The organism is Caenimonas soli (assembly GCF_013155545.1).
GTDB lineage: Bacteria > Pseudomonadota > Gammaproteobacteria > Burkholderiales > Burkholderiaceae_C > Ramlibacter > Ramlibacter soli.
Genome location: NZ_JABJVV010000014.1, coordinates 96,194 through 116,550 on the forward strand (window position 1 = coordinate 96,194; position 20,357 = coordinate 116,550).

Annotated in this window: 21 protein-coding genes; all 21 read right to left on the reverse strand. The window is 68.3% G+C overall.

The window, feature by feature from the left end:
• Positions 1-17: 17 nt before the first annotated feature.
• Positions 18-845, reverse strand: a complete 828-nt coding sequence (locus HNE04_RS20530; protein WP_172223378.1) for an SDR family NAD(P)-dependent oxidoreductase — start codon at positions 843-845, stop codon at positions 18-20.
• 12 nt (positions 846-857) lie between these two features.
• Positions 858-1,298: a MaoC family dehydratase gene (locus HNE04_RS20535; RefSeq protein WP_172223381.1), complete on the reverse strand. Its 441-nt coding sequence runs from the start codon at positions 1,296-1,298 to the stop codon at positions 858-860.
• Positions 1,291-1,734: a MaoC family dehydratase N-terminal domain-containing protein gene (locus HNE04_RS20540; protein WP_172223384.1), complete on the reverse strand. Its 444-nt coding sequence runs from the start codon at positions 1,732-1,734 to the stop codon at positions 1,291-1,293. The genes HNE04_RS20535 and HNE04_RS20540 overlap by 8 nt, the downstream gene beginning before the upstream one ends.
• Positions 1,735-1,743: 9 nt before the next feature.
• Complete coding sequence (locus HNE04_RS20545; RefSeq protein ID WP_172223537.1) at positions 1,744-2,928, reverse strand: lipid-transfer protein; 1,185 nt, start codon at positions 2,926-2,928, stop codon at positions 1,744-1,746.
• Between the two features lie 137 nt (positions 2,929-3,065).
• On the reverse strand, positions 3,066-4,622 hold the full coding sequence (locus tag HNE04_RS20550; RefSeq protein WP_172223386.1) for a long-chain-fatty-acid--CoA ligase: 1,557 nt from the start codon (positions 4,620-4,622) through the stop codon (positions 3,066-3,068).
• On the reverse strand, positions 4,613-5,575 hold the full coding sequence (locus HNE04_RS20555) for an NAD(P)H-dependent flavin oxidoreductase (RefSeq protein ID WP_172223389.1): 963 nt from the start codon (positions 5,573-5,575) through the stop codon (positions 4,613-4,615). Before HNE04_RS20555 ends, HNE04_RS20550 begins: the two co-directional genes overlap by 10 nt.
• A gap of 9 nt (positions 5,576-5,584) precedes the next feature.
• Positions 5,585-6,787 carry an ABC transporter substrate-binding protein gene (locus HNE04_RS20560; protein ID WP_172223392.1) on the reverse strand — a complete coding sequence of 401 codons (1,203 nt, stop codon included), beginning with the start codon at positions 6,785-6,787 and terminating at the stop codon, positions 5,585-5,587.
• On the reverse strand, positions 6,784-7,734 hold the full coding sequence (locus HNE04_RS20565) for a branched-chain amino acid ABC transporter permease (RefSeq protein ID WP_172223395.1): 951 nt from the start codon (positions 7,732-7,734) through the stop codon (positions 6,784-6,786). Before HNE04_RS20565 ends, HNE04_RS20560 begins: the two co-directional genes overlap by 4 nt.
• Positions 7,735-7,736: 2 nt before the next feature.
• Positions 7,737-8,609, reverse strand: a complete 873-nt coding sequence (locus HNE04_RS20570; protein WP_172223398.1) for a branched-chain amino acid ABC transporter permease — start codon at positions 8,607-8,609, stop codon at positions 7,737-7,739.
• Positions 8,606-9,334, reverse strand: coding sequence for an ABC transporter ATP-binding protein (locus HNE04_RS20575; RefSeq protein WP_172223401.1), 729 nt, complete (start codon positions 9,332-9,334; stop codon positions 8,606-8,608). Before HNE04_RS20575 ends, HNE04_RS20570 begins: the two co-directional genes overlap by 4 nt.
• Positions 9,331-10,128 (reverse strand): ABC transporter ATP-binding protein, encoded by a 798-nt coding sequence (locus tag HNE04_RS20580; RefSeq protein ID WP_172223404.1) that lies wholly within the window; start codon positions 10,126-10,128, stop codon positions 9,331-9,333. The genes HNE04_RS20575 and HNE04_RS20580 overlap by 4 nt, the downstream gene beginning before the upstream one ends.
• A 147-nt stretch (positions 10,129-10,275) precedes the next feature.
• On the reverse strand, positions 10,276-10,716 hold the full coding sequence (locus HNE04_RS20585) for a PaaI family thioesterase (protein WP_172223407.1): 441 nt from the start codon (positions 10,714-10,716) through the stop codon (positions 10,276-10,278).
• Positions 10,713-11,528 carry an SDR family oxidoreductase gene (locus HNE04_RS20590; protein ID WP_172223409.1) on the reverse strand — a complete coding sequence of 272 codons (816 nt, stop codon included), beginning with the start codon at positions 11,526-11,528 and terminating at the stop codon, positions 10,713-10,715. The genes HNE04_RS20585 and HNE04_RS20590 overlap by 4 nt, the downstream gene beginning before the upstream one ends.
• A gap of 11 nt (positions 11,529-11,539) precedes the next feature.
• On the reverse strand, positions 11,540-12,523 hold the full coding sequence (locus HNE04_RS20595) for a tripartite tricarboxylate transporter substrate binding protein (RefSeq protein ID WP_172223411.1): 984 nt from the start codon (positions 12,521-12,523) through the stop codon (positions 11,540-11,542).
• Between the two features lie 109 nt (positions 12,524-12,632).
• The gene (locus HNE04_RS20600) at positions 12,633-13,046 is read right to left on the reverse strand and encodes a PaaI family thioesterase (protein WP_172223412.1); all 414 of its coding nucleotides are present in this window, start codon (positions 13,044-13,046) and stop codon (positions 12,633-12,635) included.
• Entirely contained in the window at positions 13,043-14,572 is a 1,530-nt protein-coding gene (locus tag HNE04_RS20605) for a class I adenylate-forming enzyme family protein (protein ID WP_207717655.1), read from the reverse strand. Before HNE04_RS20605 ends, HNE04_RS20600 begins: the two co-directional genes overlap by 4 nt.
• 85 nt (positions 14,573-14,657) lie before the next feature.
• Complete coding sequence (locus HNE04_RS20610) at positions 14,658-15,689, reverse strand: AraC family transcriptional regulator (RefSeq protein WP_172223414.1); 1,032 nt, start codon at positions 15,687-15,689, stop codon at positions 14,658-14,660.
• Positions 15,690-15,698: 9 nt separating this feature from the next.
• Positions 15,699-16,880 carry a CaiB/BaiF CoA transferase family protein gene (locus HNE04_RS20615; protein WP_172223416.1) on the reverse strand — a complete coding sequence of 394 codons (1,182 nt, stop codon included), beginning with the start codon at positions 16,878-16,880 and terminating at the stop codon, positions 15,699-15,701.
• 9 nt (positions 16,881-16,889) lie between these two features.
• Positions 16,890-17,789: an HpcH/HpaI aldolase/citrate lyase family protein gene (locus tag HNE04_RS20620; RefSeq protein WP_172223418.1), complete on the reverse strand. Its 900-nt coding sequence runs from the start codon at positions 17,787-17,789 to the stop codon at positions 16,890-16,892.
• Complete coding sequence (locus HNE04_RS20625) at positions 17,786-19,147, reverse strand: MmgE/PrpD family protein (protein ID WP_172223420.1); 1,362 nt, start codon at positions 19,145-19,147, stop codon at positions 17,786-17,788. The genes HNE04_RS20620 and HNE04_RS20625 overlap by 4 nt, the downstream gene beginning before the upstream one ends.
• Positions 19,144-20,301: a CaiB/BaiF CoA transferase family protein gene (locus HNE04_RS20630; protein WP_172223422.1), complete on the reverse strand. Its 1,158-nt coding sequence runs from the start codon at positions 20,299-20,301 to the stop codon at positions 19,144-19,146. The genes HNE04_RS20625 and HNE04_RS20630 overlap by 4 nt, the downstream gene beginning before the upstream one ends.
• Positions 20,302-20,357: the final 56 nt, after the last annotated feature.

Sequence of the window (20,357 nt, forward strand, 5' to 3'; positions counted from 1 at the left end):
CGCGCGCGTCACTCCAGTCACGGCCGCCCGCCTCCGCAGACCAGCACCTGGCCGCTGACGTAGTTGGATTCGGGAATGCAGAACAGGTACACCGCCCCCGCGGCTTCCTCGGGCGTGCCGCCGCGGCCCAGCGGAATCATGGCCTCGGCATTCTTCAGGATCTGCGGGTTCACACCCACGCGGATCTGCTGGCCGGCGATGTCGATACTGGCCCCCGCCTCGGCGTCTGCCTCGGTCAAACGCGTCTTGATCAGCCCGAAGGCGACGCTGTTGACGTTGACCTTGTAGCGGCCCCATTCCTTGGCCATGGCCTTGGTCAGGCCGTTGATGCCGGCCTTGGCCGCCGCGTAGTTGGCCTGGCCCGCGTTGCCGTACACGCCCGAGGTCGAGGAGATGTTGACGACTTTGCGGAAAACGTCGCGGCCTGCCTCGGATTCCCGCCGCGCGGCGTCGCGGATGAAGGCCGAGGCGGCGCGCAGGATGCGGAACGGCGCCGTGAGGTGCACCGCCAGCATCGCTTCCCACTGCTCGTCGGTCATCTTCTGCACCACGTTGTCCCAGGTGTAGCCCGCGTTGTTGACGACGATGTCGATCCCGCCAAAAACCTCCAGGGCAGTGGCGACGAAGCGATCGGCGAAACCGCTGTCGGTCACGCTGCCGGCGCACGCGACGGCCTGGCCGCCCGCGGCCTTTATCTCGGCCACGACCTGCGACGCCGGTTCGGCATCCAGGTCGTTGATGACGAGGCGGGCGCCTTCGCCGGCCAGCTTGAGGGCGATCTCGCGGCCGATGCCGCGGCCGGAGCCGGAGACCAGCGCCACCTTGCCTTCGAGTTTTCTGTCCATGGGATGCTACTTTCAGTGTTGCGGCCAGGCGATCAGCGCCTCGCCGGTGAGTTTCTGGACGCCGGTTTGGCTGGTGGTGGCCAGGCGCAGGCGCACATAAGGTTGTCCGTCCTGCGCGAATTTCTCGGCGACAGTGCCGGTGCAGGTGATGCGTTCGCCCACATGGGTGATGGCAACGAAGCGAAGGGCCAGCGAACGGATGGCCTGTTGCGGGACCCAGTTGGTGAGCAATCGCCCGAGCCAGGCCGCGGACAGCATGCCGTGCGCGAACACGTCGGGCATGCCGGCGGCTTTCGCGAAGTCGATGTCCACGTGGATCGGGTTGTGGTCACCCGAGGCGCCGCAATACAGCGCCAGGTCCAGGCGCGAGATGGGCGGCAGCTCCAGCGGCGGCAATGCATCGCCGGCTTGCAGGGCGTCCCACGAGGGGAGTCGTTGGATGGGATTAGCCATTGCGCACCACCGATACGCAGCGCAGTTCCGCGACCAGTTCAGCGCGTTGGTTGGTCACGCGGGTCTTGCGCACCACGAATTCCAGCGCGCCATCCTTCTTGTCGTAGATGTCGGCGATCTGCTGGCTGAAGCTCAGCTTGTCGCCGGCGTAGGCCATGGCGTAGTAGCTGAAGCCCTGCTCGCCATGCAGCAGCCGGCGATAGTCCATGCCCAGCAATTCGCGAATGGCTGCGGGGTTGGGCGACTCCATCTCCAGGCAGAAGAGGAACGTGGGCGGCACCGGCAGGCCAGGGTGGCCGGCGGCGCGCGCCGCTTCCTCGTCGAGGTAGATGGGGTCGGTCTGGCCTGTGGCCTTGGCGTAGAAGCGCAGCCGCCCTGGTTCCACGTTGACCTGGAACGGTGGCAGCGTATGGCCGATGTACTGCTTGTCGATCATCGCGGACCTCTAGACGGCTTGGTACAGCGTCACCACGCAGGCGCCGCCCAGGCCCAGGTTGTGCTGCAGCGCCAACCGCGCACCTTCCACCTGGCGCTGCTCGGCCTGGCCGCGCAGTTGCCACACGAGTTCCGAACACTGCGCCAGGCCGGTTGCGCCCAGGGGATGGCCCTTGGACAGCAGCCCGCCCGAGGGGTTGGTGACCACGCGGCCGCCGTAGGTGTTGTCGCCCTCGATGATGAAGCGCTCGGCCGTGCCCTCGGGTGTCAGGCCCAGCGCCTCATAGGTGATCAGCTCGTTGGCGGTGAAGCAGTCGTGCAGTTCCACCACATCCAGCTCCTCGGGCCCGATACCGGCTGCTTCATACACCTGCCTCGCGGCCGCTACCGTCATGTCGTAGCCCACCACTTTGCGCATGTCGCCGCTCTCGAAGGTGGAGGGCGTGTCGGTGGTCATGGCCTGTGCCGCGATGACGACGCGCATGTCGAGGTTGTGCTTCTTCGCGAACTCCGCCGAGCAGACGATGGCGGCGGCCGCGCCGCAGGTCGGCGGGCAGCATTGGAAGCGGGTGAGCGGATCGAACACCGGGGCCGAGGCCATCACTTCGTCCAGCGTCAGCGTCTGGCGAAACACCGCCAGCGGGTTGCGCGCGGCGTGCTGGCGCGCCTTGACCGAGATGCGGCCGAAGGTGTCCTTGCGGATGCCGTACTGCGCCATGTAGTCGCGGCCGGCGCCGCCGAAGAACTGCGCGGCACGTGGCGTGGCGGGATCGAAACCTTGCTTGTCCTTCATCACTTCGGCGAAGCGGGCCATCGGCGAGGGCCGGTCGTCGTAGGCGCCTTTCAGCGCGCCCGGCTGCATCTGCTCGAAGCCCAGCGCGATGGCGCATTCCACCATGCCGCTCTCGACGGCCTGGCGCGCCAGGAACAGCGCACTGGACCCGGTCGAGCAGTTGTTGTTGAGATTGAAGACCGGGATGCCGGTCAGGCCCACGCCGTAGATGGCGGCCTGGCCAGCGGTCGAGTCGCCGTAGACGTAGCCGACGTAGGCCTGCTGGACGAGGGAGTAGTCCACACCGGCATCATCCAGCGCCAGCTTGGCGGCCCGCGCGCCCATGACCGTGTACGGATCGCTGGCGCCCGGCTTGGTGAAGGGGATCATGCCCACGCCGACCACGTGGACGGGGCGCTGCATACGTGTCATTCGATACTCCTGAAAGGGTGTGGCCGATGGGAAGAAGTCTCCGTCTTTGGCCTCGATGGCTCAATCGCGGAACGGACCAAAGCGATTGGCAGAAACAATCAGGCCGTGCAGCGCTGCGGCCCGGCTCTTTAGTTGACCTGTCGCGCACTGCCGCGCCAGAACGGCTCGCGCAGCACGGTCTTCAGCACCTTGCCTGCCGGCGACAGCGGCAGGGCATCTTGAAACTCGATGCTCTTGGGGCATTTGTAGCCGGCCAGGCTGCCGCGGCAATGCGCGCGAAGCACCTCGTCGCTGGTCGACTCGCCCGGTCGCAGCACGACGATGGCGTGCACCGCTTCGCCCCATTCGGCGCTTGGGATGCCGATGACGGCGCAGGCTGCCACCGCAGGATGGCGCGACAACGCCCCCTCGACCTCGGCGGAATACACGTTCTCGCCGCCGCTGATGATCATGTCCTTGACGCGGTCGACGATGTGCACGTAACCGGCGTCGTCCATGAAGCCGCCGTCGCCCGTGACGAGCCAGCCATCGCGCAAGGCGGCGCGGGTCTCTGCTGGCTTGCTCCAATATCCCTGCATGACGTTGGCGCCGCGGATCGTGATCTCGCCCACCGTGTTGCGCGGAACTTCGCGGCCGTCGGCATCGACCACGCGCACTTCGTTGCCATAGCACACACGCCCCGCGGCCAGCTCACGCGGTCCCAGCGAAATGCCGTCGCGCCAGCGGTACGGCCCGTTGCTACAGGCCGTGGCTGCGGTTTCGGTCATGCCGTAGGCGCTCTGGAACCCGCAGTCCGGCAGCGCCTTCATCGCGCGCTCCAGCAGCCCGGGCGAGATCGGCGACGCGCCGTGGATGATGCGGTCGAGGTGGCGCAGGTTGCACGACGGGAAGGAGGGGTGGTCCAGCAGCATCTGCAGCATGCTGGGCACCAGCACAACGTCCGTGACCTTCTCGTCTTGCAGCGTTGTGAGCACGGCCTCGGGGCGGAACGCCGGCAGCAGCACGCTGGTCGATCCTGTCACGAACTGCGATACCACACGCCCCAGCCCCGCGACGTGGAACAGCGGCGCCACCAGCAGGGTCGCGGCGCGGGCCGGGTTCGGCACTTCGGCCATGCGCGCCACCGACGAGATCCAGAAATTCGCGTGCGACAGCATCACGCCTTTGGGCGTGCCGGTCGTGCCGCCGGTGTAGAGAATTGCAGCCAGTATTTCGCCGCAGGGGCGGGCGTCTTCCAGTGGCTCGCCATCGGCGATCAGGTCTTCCCAGGCCAGCAGTCCGGCAGGCGTGGTTTGTTCACCGGCGTGGATGATCGGGCCGAGCTCCGGCGCCAAGGTCTTCAGCCCGGGTACCAAAGGCACGAAAGTGTCGTCAACGACCAGCGCGCGCACGCCGCAGTCGTTGAGCGCATAGGCGATCTCGGGCGCGCTCCAGCGCGTGTTCAGAGGGCAGGCCACCGCTCCCAGCCACCAGGCGGCGAGCAGGCCTTCGACATAGCGGTCGCTGTTTTGCGCCAGCAGCGCGACGCGGTCGCCGCCCGATACGCCGAGCCGCGCCAGCGCGCCGGCCAGCCGGGCGACGCGGCCCGCCAGTACGGAGAAGCTGGTGCGGCGCTGGCCGAAGACGGTGGCCACGGCCCCCGGATGCTGCTGGAGCGCGCGGTGCAGGCCCTGCGTCAGGTACATGCCAGTGCCTCCAGGCTCAGGCGTTCGCGCGCCGCCCGGTATTCGCGCTGCAGCCGCGCCACCAACGCCCCGGCGGGCAGCACTTCGTCGATCGCGCCTATGCCCTGGCCGCAGCCCCAGATGTCCTTCCAGGGTTTGACGCGGTCGGTGCCGAAATTCATCTTGCTGGCGTCGCTGTGCGGCAGCGCGTCGGGATCCAGCCCCGCCCGCACGACGGAGCCTCGCAGATAGTTGCCGTGCACGCCGGTGAACAGGTTGGAATAGACGATGTCGCGGCTGCTGCTCTCCACGATCATCTGCTTGTACGCCTCGTCGGCGCGGGCCTCCTCGGTGGCAATGAAGGCCGAGCCGATGTAGCCGAAGTCCGCCCCTGCCGCCTGCGCGGCCAGGATGGCGTCGCCCGACGCGATGGCACCGCTCAAGGCCAGCGGCCCCTGGAACCAGCGGCGGATTTCCTGCACCAGCGGGAACGGGCTGGTGGTGCCCGCGTGCCCCCCGGCACCCGCGGCCACCGCGACCAGGCCATCGGCGCCCTTCTCCACGGCCTTGCGGGCGAAGCGGTCATCGATCACGTCGTGCAGCACGATGCCGCCCCAGCCGTGCACCGCATCGTTGATCTCGGGGCGCGCGCCCAGCGAGGTGATGATGATCGGCGTCTTGTACCTGGCGCAGACTTCCATGTCGCGGTCCAGCCGGTCGTTGCTCTTGTGCACGATCTGGTTGATGGCATAAGGGGCTGCCGGCGACTCCGGATGGGCGCGGTCGTGCGCGGCCAGCGCTTCGGTGATCTCGGCCAGCCACTCGTCCAGCAGCTCGGCGGGACGCGCGTTCAGCGCCGGCATCGAGCCGACGATGCCGGCCTTGCACTGCGCGATTACCAGGCGCGGCGTGCTGATGATGAACAGCGGCGCGGCGATGACCGGCAAGCGCAGCTTCTTGAACGAGGGATGCATGATGCTGTCCTAAAAAATGGAGACAAAGCTGCCCAGGTTGTTCCAGCGCTTGCCGTCGAAGACGACCGGCTGCAGGGACTTGATGAGGCGGTAGTCGTCCGGCGCGCTGCTCACAACCGCGCCGGGCAGGAACATCGGCAGCTGCACGGCCTTGATCGAAGCGGCCTGTTTCAGCACGTTGTCGCGCGTGAGGTTGTCGCCGCAGGCGCGCAGGATCTCCGCCATCAGCCGCGCGCTGGAGTAGGCATAGACATGCGAGCCCAGGCGCAAGTCGGCCTCGGGCCGGTACTTCTTCATGAAGGCCAGCCACTCCTGGTAAGCGGCATCGTTTTCCCACTGCTTGTCATTCGGGTCCTTGGAATAGGCGGTGGAGATGACGCCGACAGCCTTCTCCGGGCCCGCCGGATTGAACACCGCACCGATCAGCGCGGCGCCCTGCGCCAGGTAGTGGGTCGGTTTCCAACCGGTGTCGTGCACCTTGCGCAGCGTCTGGATTGCGGCCTTGGCGGTGCTGAAACTGACCAGCACGTCCGCGCCGGATCCGCGCAGCTGCACGATCTGCGAGTCGACCGTGGGGTCGGTGAGCTCGTACGAGGCCTCGGCCACGATCATCGCCTTGGCCTTGGCTCCCAAGCCTTCCTTGAAGCCCCTGAGGTAGTCGCGCCCGTAGTCGTCATTCTGGTACAGCACGGCGATCTTGGCGTTCGGCTTGGTCTCCAGGACCTGGCGTGCGTAGACCCTCGCCTCGGACGAGTAGTCCGGGTAAAAGCTCATGCTCCAGGGGTTCTTCTTCGGGTCGTTCCATTTGGAGGCGCCGGTCAGCAGCAGGAGGTGTGGGACCTTCTTGGTGTTCAGATAGCGATGCACCGCGCTGTTGGTGGCCGTGCCGAACATGCCGTACAGCAGCAGTACCTGCTCCTGCTCCACCAGCTTGCGCACACCCTCGACGGTCTTGGGCGGCGAGTAGCCGTCGTCCAGGCTCAGGAAGTTGATCTTCCGGCCATTGACGCCTCCCTGGTCGTTGACCATGCGGAAGTATGCCGCCTGGGTCTTGCCCACTTCACCGTAGATCGAACCCGGCCCGCTGTAGGGCATGGTCTGCCCGATGCGGATTTCGGTGTCCGAGGCACCGGGATCGTATTTCTTCTGGGCCGCGGCGCTGCCGCAGGCCAGAGCCAGGGCCGCCGTGAGTGCGAGAACAATGGTCTTCATGCTTGTCTCCTTGAAAAATACCGGGCGCGCAGCCGCGCAATGCCGCCGGCCACGCCGGCCGGCCACACGAGCATCAGCGCCACCAGGATGGCGCCGTACACGGCCCAGGGCGCGGCCTTGGATATCTCTTCCGCGAAGCGCGGAACGAACTGGATGAACACCGCGCCGAACAGCGCGCCGGACAGCGAAGTCAGCCCCCCGACCACGGCACCCACCAGCAGCGTGATCGACAGGAAGACATTGAAGCTGTCGGGTGCCACGAACTGCACCGCTATCGCCGAGAGCGCGCCGGCCACGCTCGTGTACAGCGCCGAGATGCCGAAGGTGATGGACTTGATGCGCGCGTTGTCCACGCCCATGGCCTCGGCTGCAATCGGGTGGTCGCGTACCGCGACCAGGTTCAAGCCCATGGCGCCGCGCAGCAGGTTATGGGCGACGGCGAACAGGGCCAGCGCGACGCTCAGGCAGAAGAAGTACAGCCATTGGTCCGCGTCCAGCGGCAGGCCGAACGGGGCGTCGGGTTTCTGCAGCACCAGGCCCTGCGAGCCGCCGGTCCAGGCTTCCACGCCCTTGTATTTGAGCAATTGCGGCGTGACCACGCCGAGCGCGAAAGTGGCCAGTGCCAGGTACACGCCATCGAGCTTGAGCGCGGGCAGGCCGAACAGATAGCCGAGCACGCCGCCCAGCAGGGCCGCGGCGGGCAGGGTTGCCCAGTAAGGCCAGCCCGCGTGTTCCATCAGCATGGCCGCCGTATAGGCGCCCAGCGCGAAGAAAGCGCCGTGCCCCAGCGAGATCTGGCCGTTGAACCCGATCAGCAGGTTGAGCCCCAGTAGGGCCAGCGCATAGACCAGCACCATGGTGAGCTGGAACACCATATAGCTGGGCAGGATGAAAGGCAGCGCGCAGGCGGCGCCGACCAACGCGGCCAGGAGCGTTCGTTGTCCCATGTTCAGACCCTCACCACGATGGCCTTGCCGAACAGGCCGGACGGGCGCGCTACCAACACGCCGATGATCAGTACCAGTGCGACCGAGAGCTTGAGCTCCGCCCCGACCACATAGGTGCCCAGCAGGTTCTCGAGCACGCCGACGATGAAGCCGCCAACCACCGCACCCGGCGCGCTGCCGACGCCGCCCAGCACGGCCGCGGCGAATGCATAGAGCAATACGCCGGACATCATGTGGACATCGAGGAACACGACCGGCGCGATCATCATTCCGGCAACCGCGCCGATGGCGCCGGCCAGGCCCCAGCCCAGTGCCAGCATGCGGTTGACCCGCACGCCGACGAGGCGGCTGGAGACTGGATTCTCTGCCGTGGCCCGCATGGCAAGGCCCAGCGGGGAATAGCGGAAGAAAACGTACACCAGTGCCAGCATCAGCAGCGTGACGCCGATGGCGCCGATCTGGTGCGGCGACAGCAGGCTGCTGCCGTACCAGGCCGTCTCCGCGAATGGGCTCGGAAACGACCGGATCGCGTAGCCGAACAGCCCTCCCGCCAGGCTGTGCAGGATGACCAGCAGCGCGACGAACACGACCACGATCGACAGCACCGGCGCATCGCGCAGGCGCCGGATCAGCACCGCCTCGATCACCGCGCCCATGGCGAAGGCGAACACCACCGTCGCGAAGAACGTTGCCCAATACGGCCAGCCGGCCTGGATCAGCATCGAGGCGATGAAGGTGGAGAACATCGCCATCTCGCCCTGCGCAAAGTTCACGTGGTGCGTGCTGCGGTAGATCATCACCAGGGCCAGCGCCATGCTGGCGTAGATGCCGCCGGTGGCGAGGCCCGCCAGCAGCTGCGAGGCGAATGCGTTCATAGGGATTGTTCTCCACCCAGGTAGGCGTTGCGCACGGCGTCGTTGCTGCGCACCGCGGCGGCCGGCCCGGCGAGCACGATGCGGCCGGTCTCCAGCAGATAGGCGGTGTCGGCCAGCTCCAGCGCGAGGGCGGCGTTCTGCTCCACCAGCAGGATCGCGACGTTCTGGCTTTCACGGATGCGTCGCATGATGCGGAAGATCTCCTGCACCATCAGCGGCGCCAGCCCGAAGGAAGGCTCGTCCAGCAACAGCAGCCGGGGCCGCAGCATCAGCGCACGCGCGATGGCCAGCATTTGCTGCTCGCCGCCGGACAGCGTGCCTGCCTGCTGGTGGCGTCGCTCCTTGAGCCGTGGAAAGTATTCGTAGAAGCGCTCGAAGTCTTCACGCACACCTGCCTTGTCGCGCCGCGTGCAGGCACCCATGCGCAGGTTCTCCTCGGTGGTGAGCCCGGTGAAGGTGCCGCGCCCATCGGGCACATGCGCGACGCCCAGCCGCACTATGTCCTCCGTGGCCATGCCGTCGATGCGCTGGCCGGCGAGTGTGATGCGGCCCTGCCGGCGGATCAGGCCGCACAGGGCGCGCAGCGTCGTCGTCTTGCCCGCGCCGTTGGCGCCCAGCAGCGCCGTGATCGAGCCCGCGCCCACCTGCACGTCGATGCCGAACAGCGCGCGGGTGGCGCCGTAGCCCGCTTCCAGCCCACGCACGTCAAGCAGAATTTCGCTCATGCTTTCGTTCCTAAATAGGCTTCGATCAGCTCGGGTTGGCGGCGCACTTCGGCGGGCGTGCCTTCAGCGATCTTGCGGCCGAAGTTCAACGCGACGATCTTGTCCGAGAGGGCCATCACCAGGCCCATGTGGTGCTCCACCAGCAGCACCGTGAGCGCGAAGCGCTGCCGCAGCCGGCGGATCAGCGAGGCCAGCTGCTCCACCTCCTCGTGATTGAGCCCGCATGCCGGTTCATCGAGCAACAGCAGCTTAGGCGAGGCCGCCAATGCACGCGCGAGCTCGACTCGCTTCTGCGTTCCGAAGGGCAGCTGCGCCACCGGTACATGAACGACGTCCCCGAGCGCCAGCAGCTCGATCAGTTCGTCCGCGCGCTGTCCCTCAAGCCTTTCCTCGCGCGCCACGGCGGGCAGGCGCAGCGCGTGCGCCAGGAAGCCCGCGCGCCGGCGGCAATGGCTGCCCATCAGGACGTTCTGCCGCACCGTGAGGCTGCGGAACAGCGCTAGGTTCTGGAAGGTGCGGCCGATGCCCACGCCCGCCATGCGGTGCCGCGGCAGCTGCGCGAGAGACTGGTCCGCGAAACGGATTTCGCCCTCGCAGGCGTACAGGCGCGAGAGGCAATTGAACAGCGACGTCTTGCCGGCGCCATTGGGACCGATCAGGCCGCAGATCTGGCCCTGCTCGACATTGAACGACACGCCGTCGAGCGCGATGACGCCGCCGAAGCGCAGCGTCACGTCCTGCACCTGCAGCAGTGTCACCGCTCGCGGCGGCCCGCTCGACCCGTCATATTTCATCGTGTCTCCTGTGCATCGCGCTGCCGCATGTGGGCGCGCCTGTCTCGATTCGGCGGAGTCTAGGCCGCGGGATTGCGGGCGCGAATGGCAGAAATGATGAATCGGATTGGCGGGAAATCACGCCGATCTCTGCCGCGCCCATGGTGTCTATTTCGATTCGGGATCGCGGTAACGGAAAGTGCCCATGGCCTGGGCCACCCGCCGGCCCTCGCCGTCCTCCACATAAGCCTCGCAAAAGCAGATCGAGCGGCCACCGCCCGAAGCGCGGCCTATGGACACCAGCGATCCGGATGTGGCCGCCATGAAGCCCACGTGCATGTCCACCGTGACAACCTCGCGCGCGTAGTCGATCTTCGATAGCGCGGCGTTCGCCATGGCAATGTCCAGCAGCGTCATGAGCACACCGCCATGGCCCGCGCCATGGTTGTTCAGCAGGTGGGGTGCCAGGTCCATGGACACCCGCGCTTCGCCATCCTGCGCGCTGTCGACCCGGATGCCCAAGTGGGCGGTGAACGGCACATGGCGGTTGCGGCCGCTGCGCGGCAGTTCGGAGCCGGGCCGCGGCGATGGCTCGACCAAGGCCCTCATGTGCCGGTCCTGCGGCTGGCTTCCGCCGCCGCCGTGAAGTCGCGCGGGCCGGTGAGTGCCAGGCCGCCGTCCACCGGGATCACCGCGCCGGTGATATAGGAGCCCCAGTCGCTGGCCAGCACCATGGCTATGCGCGCGATGTCCTCGATGCGCCCCAGGCGCTTGAGGGGCACGCGCTGCGCCATGGCCTCCATGGTTTGCGGAGTGGGAGCCAAGCGCTGCAGCCCCTCGGTGTCGGCGATGGGGCCGGGCACGATGGAATTGATGCGGATGCCCTCGGCACCCCATTCCTGCGCCAGCACCCGAGTGAGCATGTCCACGCCCGCTTTGGCGGCGCACACGTGCGCCTGGAACGGCGTGGGCGTGAAAGCCTGTCCGGCGGAAATCTGGATGACGCAGGCGCCCGGCTTGCGCAGGTGCGCATGGGCGAGGCGAGCCACGTTGAAGCTGCCCAGCAGGTCGATGTCGACCACGGTCTTGAAGGCGTTCGGCGACATGTCCAGTGCGCGGGCAAGGAAGTTGCCTGCGGCGCCGGAGAGCAGCACGTCGATCGGGCCGAAGCGCTCGCGTGCCGCGGCCAGCGCGCGTTCCACCGCGTCGGGCTGGCGCACGTCGGCCGCGATGCCCAGGGCCTGCGTGCCGAGCGTCTCCAGTTGGGCCGCCGCCGCGGCCACCTTGTCGGCCGAGCGGCTGATCAGGCTGACGCGCGCGCCGGCCCGGGCGAAGGCCTGGGCCACGCCGAAGTTGATGCCGCTGGAGCCGCCGGCCACGAACAGGTGGCGGCCGCTGAAGTTGAAGGCGGAGAAATCCATGCTTCCAGTCCTCATTCCGGCTTGAAGCCGATTTCCGCCAGCATCTTCTGTTCGCGCTCGAACTGGCCGCGCGCATAGGCAGCGTAGGCCTGGCCGCTGATCACGTTGGGCTGCATGTCGAAGGATTCGAGCTGCTGCAGGTAGGCGGGGTCCGATGCAGCCTTGCTGAATGCGGCCTGCAGGCGTGCGGTGATTTTCGGGTCGAGGCCTTTCGGCGCCACCAGCCCCACCGGCGATTCGATGACGAGGTCCCAGCCTAGCTCCTTTACCGTCGGCACATCGGGGTAGCGCTTCAGGCGCTGCGCAGTGAACGTCGCCAGCAGGCGGGCCTTGCCACCCTGCACCTGGGGCCCGAAGCCGGGGTCGCCGTACACGTCCAGGTGGCGCCCGATCAGCGCCTGGAAGCTTTCGCTGCCGCCCTTGAACGGGACCATGTTGAACTTCGTGCCCGCCATCTTGGCCAGCCGCTCGGCATAGATCCGGTTGACGCTGATGGCGCCCACGTTGCCCCAGCTGAGCGCGCCGGGACGCTTCTTCGCGTCCTCCAGCAATTCCGGCAAGCTCTTCCAGGGTGCGTCCGCGGCGACGGTGACGCCGGTGGTCAGACCGGCGAGGCCGATGAGGTAAGTGAAGTCGCGCAGCGGATCCCAAGTCACTTTCTGCACCAGGGGCGCGCGGATCACCGAGTTGTGCATCACGGCCAGGGTATAGCCATCGGCTTCGTTCATCGTCGCGAGCCCCGCGGTGCCGGTGACTCCGCCGGCGCCGGGCTTGTGCATCAGGACCACGGGCTGGCCGAGGTCCTGTGAAGCCGCGTTGGCCAGCGACCGGAAGATCGGGTCGAAGGAGCCGCCGGCGGGGAAGGGCAGGATCAAGGTGATCGGCTTGCTGGGGAACGGGTCCGCTGCGAGCGCGGAACCGGCCCCGACCACGGCGCCGATGGCGAGCAGGCCGCCCAGGACTTCGCGGCGGCGCAGAGGTGAGGTGATGGGCATGGTCATGCCTCCCGACGAGCCGCCTCTAGGGAGGCATGCGCCCCCTCGGGGGGCAGTGAACGAAGGTGAACGTGGGGGCTCATAGATACTCCTGTGGGTGGAATGAAGTTCAGGGAAGCGGCAGGTAGCGGAACGAGCCGTGCGCCAGGGCGATGGCGCGCCCGCCGGCATCGGTGACCGTGGCGCGGCACCAGGCGACACCGTCGTCGTGGGCGATCACTTCGCCGTCGGCCGTCAGCGTGCCGCGGCCCGGCTCGATGAAGCTGGAATCCAGGTTGAGCGTGACGGCGGTGCGTTCGAAGTTGCGGCGGGAAACGGCGGCGCTGGCCATGACCACGTCGAGCAGCGTAACGATGACGCCGCCGTGCACCGCGCCGATCACGTTGCCGAACTCCGGCCGCGCCTCCAGCACCAGCCGCGCCCGTCCGCCTTCGGAGAACTCGCGCCGCACGCCCAGCATCTGCATGAAGGGCACGGCGGCGAAGACGTTGCGCGGGTCCGCGCTGGCGGCCACGGGCTTCATGCGCGGTGCGCCTCGCGCAGGGCGTTCTTCAGCACCTTGCCGGCGGCCGACATCGGCAGTGACTCGACAAACGCGATGCTGCGCGGGCACTTGTAGCCCGCCAGGCGCGTCTTGCACCAGGCTCGCAGGGTTTCGACCAGCTCGGATGCCTGCTCCGAGGTGCCGGGCTGCAGCACCACGACCGCGTGCACGGCCTCGCCCCAGCGCGCATCGGGCACGCCGATCACGGCGGCCTGCGACACGGCGGGATGGCTGCGCAGCGCCGCCTCGACCTCGGCGCTGTAGATGTTCTCGCCGCCGCTGATGATCATGTCCTTGATGCGGTCCACGATGAAGAGGTAGCCGTCGGCGTCCATCCGGCCGCCATCGCCGGTGTGCAGCCAGCCGTCCCGCAGCGTTTCGGCCGTGGCCTCGGGCTGGCGCCAGTAGCCCTGCATCACCATCGGGCCGCGTGCCAGGATCTCGCCGACTTCGCCGCGCGGCAGCTCGCGGCCGTGCTCATCGGAGATGATAATTTCCGCGCCCAGTCCGGGGCGCCCCACCGAATTGAGCCGCCCCAGCGCCCGTGCTTCGGGCCGGTGGTTGGCCGGCAGGTTGATGCACAGCGCGCCAGCCGTCTCCGTCATGCCATAGGCCTGGAAAAATTCGGCCTGCGGCCAGGCGGCGAGCGCTCGGTCGAGCAGGTCCGGTGGCATCGGCGCGGCGCCGAAGGCGATGCGGGCCAGGCCCTGCAGGCGGCCGGCATTGAAGGCCGGGTCGTCCAGCAGTGACTGGAGCATGCTGGGCACGGCGATGATGTCGCTCACGCCGTAGCGCTCGATGGCCTCCAGCACGCGCGGCGCGCGGAACTGTGGCATGGTCACCCAGCCGCCACCCACCACCATCTGCCCGATCAGCCGGCCCAGGCCCGCCACGTGGAACAGTGGCGCGACCAGCAAGGTCACGGATTCCGGCGAGTTGTTCAACTCGGCGCCTCGCGTCATCGACGCGGTCCAGAAATTGGCGTGCGACAGCATCACGCCCTTGGAGCGGCCGGTGGTGCCACCGGTGTAGAGGATAGCCGCCAGCGCATCGCCGCCGGTGCGCGTGTCCGCCAGCGGCGGCAGCGCTCGGGCGGCCACCGCGAACTCATTCAGTGAGAGCTTGGGCGTCGCCGTTTCCAACGCCGGTGCCTCGAGTGACTCGTCCACCAGCAGCAGCGAGGCCTCGCTGTCGGTGAGCGCATATGCCAGTTCGAGCCCGCTCCAACGGATGTTGAGCGGACAGGCAACGGCGCCAAGCCACCAGCAGGCCAGCAGAGCCTGGACCAGCTCGTCGGTATTGGGCGCGAGCAGGGCGACACGGTCGCCGCTGCCAACGCCGAACTGGCGCAGCGCCGCGGCTTGCCGAGCCACGTTGCTCAGCAGCTCGGCGAAGTTGTGCCGCCGCTCGATGCCGTCAGCCAGATGCACGAGCGCGGTCTTGCCGGAGTGGCGCTGCAGGGAACGGTGCAGGCCCTGGGTGAGGTACACGATGACTTGCCGCAAGAGTGAAAGATGCGGCCAGCTTAGGTGCTGGGTCCCGCGACACCAATGGCGGGAAAGGCCAAAGCGATTGGCGAAAGGCTACAGCTCAGGGTTGACCCTGAGACCCTTCCGCATGGCCGTGCGAATGGCGGTACTCGCCGGGCGCGACACCGGTCCAGTTCTTGAAGGCGCGGTGGAAGGTGCTGGCCTCGGAGAAGCCCACTTCGTTGGCAATGTCGAGCAGCGGCAGGCGCGTGTTGGTGAGGAACTCGATCGCGGCATCGCGGCGCAGCTCATCCTTGATCTGCTGGAAGCCGCGGCCCTCTTCACGCAGGCGCCGCCGCAAGGTCTGCGGCGTCACGGCCAATGCGTCACCGACTTCCTCCAATGAAGGCAGCTCCTCGCCCAGCCGTCTGCGCAGCAGCCGCCGGATGCGGTCCGTGAGGCTGCTGGTGTCGCGGTATTTGACGATCAGATTGGCGGGCGCGCCGGCCAGGAACTCGCGCACGCTCTGCACGGTCTGCACCACCGGCAAGTCCAGCCAATGGGCCTCGAACGACAGCCCCACGTGGGGCTGGCCGTAGCGGATCGGGGCCTGGTAGACGCGCGAGGTGTCCGTGCCGAATTGCGCTGCGGTGTAGTCCACGCCCAGCACCGGGACCCGGCGTGCCACCAGCCATGAGGCAGCCCCGAACGTGAACAGCATGAAGGCCTTGATGGCGTAGTCCAGCCGCTCGTCGGACTCGCGCCGCAGCACGAACTGGATTTGCGCGAGTTCGCCGCGCACGGACAAGCGCGCCACGAAATCGTCGATGAGCAGGTCGTAGAACGCGAAGCCGCTGCGCAGCGCCTCGCCCAGCGTGGCGCAGCGCACCAGCTGCTTCATGCATTGGCCGAAGCTGCCAGGCCGTACCGGGCGCGAGGTCAGACCCCATAGCTCGTCGCGCAGGGCCCGGCGCAGTACCCGGATCAGCAGCGCGTACTGCTGCTGGGAGACGCGGGCGAGGGGAGACTCCAGCAGCGCCGGGGTGATGCCCGCACGAGCCAGCACGCTCGCCTCGTCCACACCGCGCTGCCGCGTCCCCTGCAGGATCATGCGGACCTGCTGGATCGCGACGGTGTGGTGGGTGGGTGTCACCGGTCCAGCTTAGCCGACGGCGCCGGACGCCCGCAAGCCGGCAAGTTCATGTTGGTCGAAACCGGCTTCCTGCAGCACCTCGTCAGTGTGCTCGCCAGGGCGCGGGGCCGCGCGTGGGGGGCTGGGTTCGAAGCCGCTCATCTTGACGGGCTGGCCGAACTGTGAGGGCGCATTGGCCGCGGGCACGACCATGCCGCGGGCCTTGAAGTGCGGGTGAGCCACCGTCTCGTCCAGCCGAAGCACCGGCGTGACGCAGGCTTCGCCATCGGCGAACAAGGCGCTCCAATGCGCCAGCGGTCGCGACGCGAAGATCGCGGCGAGTTCCTGCCGCAGGCGCTCTTCGGCGCCCGGGTCGCCGGTGCGATGCAAGGGCACCAGGTCGTCCCGCTCCAGGCGCCGGCATAGCGCATCCCAGAACTTGCGCTCCAGCGCGCCGACCGCGACGTGGCGGCCATCCGCCGTGCGATAGAAGCCATAGCAGGCGAGTTCGCCGGTCAGTGTGGCCCGGCCGGTCGCCGCCACGCGGCCATGCTGGTTGAGCGCGGCCAGCGGCAGCACCGCGTGCGCCAGCACGCCGTCGGCCATGGCGATGTCGACGTGGCGGCCCCGGCCCGTGCGCGCGGCATCGAACAGCGCGGCCAGGATGCCCATCACGGCCGTCATGCAACCCCCCAGCAAGTCGGCCACGGGCAGGTTGGACAGGGCAGGACCTTCGCGCGTACCGATCTGGTCGGCCACGCCGGCCAAGGCGCAGTAGTTGAGGTCATGGCCCGGCATGTCGCGCAGCGGCCCGGTCTGGCCGAAGCCACTGATGCTGCAATACACGATGCGCGGGTTCATCGCGGCCACCACCTCATAGCCCACGCCCAGCCGCTGCATCACGCCGGGGCGAAAGCCTTCCACCAGCACGTCGGCGTCGCGGCACAGGCGCAGCAGGGTAGCGGCGCCCGCCGGCTGCTTGAGGTCGATGCGGATCGCCCGCTTGTTGCGGTTGAGCAGCGCGCGCACCGGCGGGGCGGCATAGTCGCCGGCACCCAGGTCTTCGATCTTGATCACGTCGGCGCCCAGGTCCGCCAGGTGCAGGGTTCCCATGGGGCCGGGCAGCAGCCGGGTGAGGTCCAGCACGCGCACGCCGGCCAGGGGAGGGCGAGAAGAAGACGAAGAAGATAGGGCGGATGAGGCGATGGTCATCCGCTTACTCTACGGCTGCGAGGCCGGCCGCGGCAATGGCCGCAACGCCCCATCGCCTTGGCAAAAAGCATCATCGTCCAGCAGCCTGCGTGCGCGCTGCAGCACCGGCGCGTCGATCATCTGCCCGTCGAGGCGAAACGCGCCCGTGCCGCGTTCGCGGCTCGTTTGCAGCACGCGCTGTGCCCAGTCGCGCTGGGCCGGCGTGGGCCCCAGGCCTTCATTGACCGGGCCCACCTGCCGCGGATGGATGCAAAGCTTCGCGCCAAAGCCCAGGCGGCGGCTGCGCGCTGCGTCGGCGGCCAGGCGCAGCTCGTCGTCCAGGGCCGCAGTGACGCCATCCACCGGCGCGGGCAGGCCGCCGCGGCGCGAAGCCATCGTGAAGGCCAGGCGCACGCTGTCGAGCTCGCGTTCGTCGGCGTCGCAGTGCAGACCCAGGTCGGCCTGGAAATCCAGGTGACCGAAGGCCAGGCGCAGCACGCCTGGCGCGCGCGCCAGCAGGTCCAGCGCGTGCAGCCCCTGCGCTGATTCGATCAGCGGCAGCACCGGCGCGCGCGCCAACTCCGCGACCTGGTCGATCGCGGCCACCGACTCGGCCTTGGGCAGCACCACGCCCGCCAGCTTATGCCGCGCCAGCTCGCGCAACAGGGCCATGTCGTCGTCGTACCAGGCGGTGCCCGGCGCATTGATCCGAACGAGCAGGCGTTCCCGCTCTGCCGGACCCAGTGTGGCCCAGGCGCCGGCCAGTGCCTGGCGCGCAGCTGGCTTGTCCTCGGGCGCCACCGCGTCCTCGAGATCGGCGATGACGGCGTGCGCGCCGCTGTCCAGCGCCTTGCGCAGGCGCTCGGGTCGATCTCCCGGCACGAACAGAAAGGAACGCGCGCGCGCCAGGAGTGCGGTCGCTCCGCTCATACGACGACGAGCAGCGGGCCCACCCGCGGCCACTGCGCCACCTGCCACAACCGTTCCACGGCGGCGCGCATCTCGGTTTCGCTCGCACCGCCGCTGAAGGCCGCCAACTGCAAGGCCTTGGCCGTGATCTCCTCGCGGCTGAGCGTGTTGCCGGGGTCGCCTTTGGGCTCGTCGACGCGCCCGTGCAGGGTGCGGCCGTCGGCGGTGTGCACCGTCACCTTGCCGATCCAGCGGCGCGGGTAGGCGCCGTCCACTTCGGCGTCCAGCGCCATTTCGACCCGGTCGCGCAGCCGCGCCGTGGCTTCGTCGCGGTAGTGTTGCTCGAACTCCGGCAGGCCGGCGTGGCCGAAGCGCGCCACCAGTGCCAGAACCGTGCCCATAGAGAACTTGCTCTGGTGCACCGTGGCCGGATCGACCACCGGCCCCAGCACGTCGATCGCGCCCTGGTGTACATGGGTAACCACCCGCGCCAGGTCGTCCGGACGCAGCCGATGTTCGCGCATCACCTGCGCCAGCGCATCGGCTGCGGGATGCGTGTGGCGGCACGAAGCGTGGTACTTGAAAGAGGTTTCCGCCGTGACCCAGCGTGTGCCCAGGCCGTCGGTCAGGCGGGTGGCATCGGCGTCGCTCGACATGCCGGCCGCCATGCCTTGCGGACCGTCGAGGATGCGGTCGGCGCCGGTGAAGCCATCTTGCGCCAGATGGGCCGACATCAAGCCGGCGGCCGCGGCGTGAGCGGTGTGCAGTTGCTTGGAATCGGCGGCGGTGCGAAGGAACTCCCACAAGCCGGCGGATTGCGTGCCGGCCGAACCGAAGGCGTGGCGCATGCGCTGGGCGTCCAGTCCCAGCAAGTTGCCCACCGCGGCGGCCGCGGCCAGCGTGCCGGCGGTGCCCGTGGTGTGGAACACCTTGTAGTGCGAACGCCCCAGGAATTCGCCCACCCGGATGCCGACCTCGTAGCCCGCCACCGACGCCGCGAGCAGTTGCTTTCCGCTCGCGCCCAGAGCCTGTGCCGCGGCGACCGCGGCCGGGAACACCACTGTGGCCGGATGGAACACCGAGCCGTTGTGCACGTCGTCCTGTTCGGCGACATGCGAGGCCGCGGCATTGGCCATGGCCGCGAGGTAGGGACTGGTGTGCTCACCCGTGACGATGACCTCCGATGGTCCGTCGGCGGGGCCCATGGTGCTGGCGAAGCGTGCGATGCCGGTGACGGGCCGCGCGCCGTGGCCGGCGACCGCGGAGGCGAACCAGTCGACCAGCAGGTCCTCGGTCTTGCGCACTACAGGCGCCGGGATGTCGTCGAAGCGCAGGCCGGCGGCAAAAGCGGCCAGTTCGGCGTTAGGGTTGTGGCTCATGCTGTCGTGCCTTCCAGCTGCATGCCGAGTTCGCGCAGGATGGCCCGGGTGTGCTCGCCGACGGCGGGCACCGGGTCCATGCGGTAGTCGAAGCTGCTGTTGCGCCCCGGCGGGAGCAAGGCGGGAATTTCCCCGGCCGGCGAGCCCACTGCATGCCAGCGCTCGCGCGCCTTCAGCTGTGGGTGGGCCCAAAGACCGGCCATGTCGTTCATGCGGGCATTGGCGATCTGGGCCTCGTCCAGGCGCTGTTCCGCCTGGATCGTGTCCATGCGGGAAAAGGCCTGCAGGATCAGCGCCTGGAGTTCGGCGCGGTTCTGGTTGCGCCGCGCGTTGGAGTCGAAGCGCGGATCCGAGGCCAGGCCAGCGTCGCCCAGCACCTTCTCGCAAAAGACCGCCCATTCGCGCTCGTTCTGCACGCCCAGGAGGACGGCGCCGTCGCTGGTGGCGAATGGGCCGTAGGGATAGATGCTGGCATGCGAGGCGCCGGTGCGCGGCGGCGGCTCGGCGCCTTCGAAGGCGTAGTACATCGGGTAGTTCATCCACTCGGCCAGCGATTCCAGCATCGACACGTCGATGTGGCTGCCCTCGCCGGTGCGCCCGCGTTGCAGCAGCGCCGCCAGGATGCCGCTGTAGCCGTACATGCCGGCTGCGATGTCGGCCATGGAGTTGCCGGCCTTGCTGGGCGTTTCGGGCGTGCCGGTCACCGACACCAGGCCGGCCTCGGCCTGGATCAGCAAATCGTAGGCCTTCTTGTCGCGATACGGGCCGTCCTCGCCGTAACCCGAGATATCGCAGACGATGAGTCCTGGATGCTTCTTGTGCAGCGTTTCCCAGGACAGGCCCATGCGCGCGGCCGCACCGGGCGCGAGGTTCTGTACCAGCACATCGGCCTTGGCGACCAGCGCCTTCAGCACTGCCAGCGCTTGTGGATCCTTCAAGTCCAGCGCCAGGCTTTCCTTGGACCGGTTGGTCCAGACGAAATGAGAAGCCAGCCCGCGCACGCGCTGGTCGTAGGCGCGGGCGAAGTCGCCGGCGCCGGGGCGCTCGACCTTGATGACGCGCGCGCCCAGGTCGGCCAGCTGGCGCGTGCAGAAGGGCGCGGCAATCGCATGCTCCAGCGATACGACGGTGATGCCATCGAGAGGTCTTGTCATGCGATGTACTCCATGGAGTTGTCATGCCGGGCTTGACCCGGCATCCATCGTGGCGT

Bases quoted from the DNA above. Each gene is read 5' to 3' on its own strand.
- HNE04_RS20530 (WP_172223378.1), bottom strand. From the start codon at position 845: ATGGACAGAAAACTCGAAGGCAAGGTGGCGCTGGTCTCCGGCTCCGGC.
- HNE04_RS20630 (WP_172223422.1), bottom strand. From the start codon at position 20,301: ATGACAAGACCTCTCGATGGCATCACCGTCGTATCGCTGGAGCATGCG.
- HNE04_RS20540 (WP_172223384.1), bottom strand. From the start codon at position 1,734: ATGATCGACAAGCAGTACATCGGCCATACGCTGCCACCGTTCCAGGTC.
- HNE04_RS20550 (WP_172223386.1), bottom strand. From the start codon at position 4,622: ATGTACCTGACGCAGGGCCTGCACCGCGCGCTCCAGCAGCATCCGGGG.
- HNE04_RS20615 (WP_172223416.1), bottom strand. From the start codon at position 16,880: ATGACCATCGCCTCATCCGCCCTATCTTCTTCGTCTTCTTCTCGCCCT.
- HNE04_RS20600 (WP_172223412.1), bottom strand. From the start codon at position 13,046: ATGAAGCCCGTGGCCGCCAGCGCGGACCCGCGCAACGTCTTCGCCGCC.
- HNE04_RS20625 (WP_172223420.1), bottom strand. From the start codon at position 19,147: ATGAGCCACAACCCTAACGCCGAACTGGCCGCTTTTGCCGCCGGCCTG.
- HNE04_RS20590 (WP_172223409.1), bottom strand. From the start codon at position 11,528: ATGGATTTCTCCGCCTTCAACTTCAGCGGCCGCCACCTGTTCGTGGCC.
- HNE04_RS20560 (WP_172223392.1), bottom strand. From the start codon at position 6,787: ATGAAGACCATTGTTCTCGCACTCACGGCGGCCCTGGCTCTGGCCTGC.
- HNE04_RS20535 (WP_172223381.1), bottom strand. From the start codon at position 1,298: ATGGCTAATCCCATCCAACGACTCCCCTCGTGGGACGCCCTGCAAGCC.
- HNE04_RS20585 (WP_172223407.1), bottom strand. From the start codon at position 10,716: ATGAGGGCCTTGGTCGAGCCATCGCCGCGGCCCGGCTCCGAACTGCCG.
- HNE04_RS20555 (WP_172223389.1), bottom strand. From the start codon at position 5,575: ATGCATCCCTCGTTCAAGAAGCTGCGCTTGCCGGTCATCGCCGCGCCG.
- HNE04_RS20565 (WP_172223395.1), bottom strand. From the start codon at position 7,734: ATGGGACAACGAACGCTCCTGGCCGCGTTGGTCGGCGCCGCCTGCGCG.
- HNE04_RS20575 (WP_172223401.1), bottom strand. From the start codon at position 9,334: ATGAGCGAAATTCTGCTTGACGTGCGTGGGCTGGAAGCGGGCTACGGC.
- HNE04_RS20545 (WP_172223537.1), bottom strand. From the start codon at position 2,928: ATGCAGCGCCCCGTCCACGTGGTCGGCGTGGGCATGATCCCCTTCACC.
- HNE04_RS20620 (WP_172223418.1), bottom strand. From the start codon at position 17,789: ATGAGCGGAGCGACCGCACTCCTGGCGCGCGCGCGTTCCTTTCTGTTC.
- HNE04_RS20595 (WP_172223411.1), bottom strand. From the start codon at position 12,523: ATGCCCATCACCTCACCTCTGCGCCGCCGCGAAGTCCTGGGCGGCCTG.
- HNE04_RS20580 (WP_172223404.1), bottom strand. From the start codon at position 10,128: ATGAAATATGACGGGTCGAGCGGGCCGCCGCGAGCGGTGACACTGCTG.
- HNE04_RS20570 (WP_172223398.1), bottom strand. From the start codon at position 8,609: ATGAACGCATTCGCCTCGCAGCTGCTGGCGGGCCTCGCCACCGGCGGC.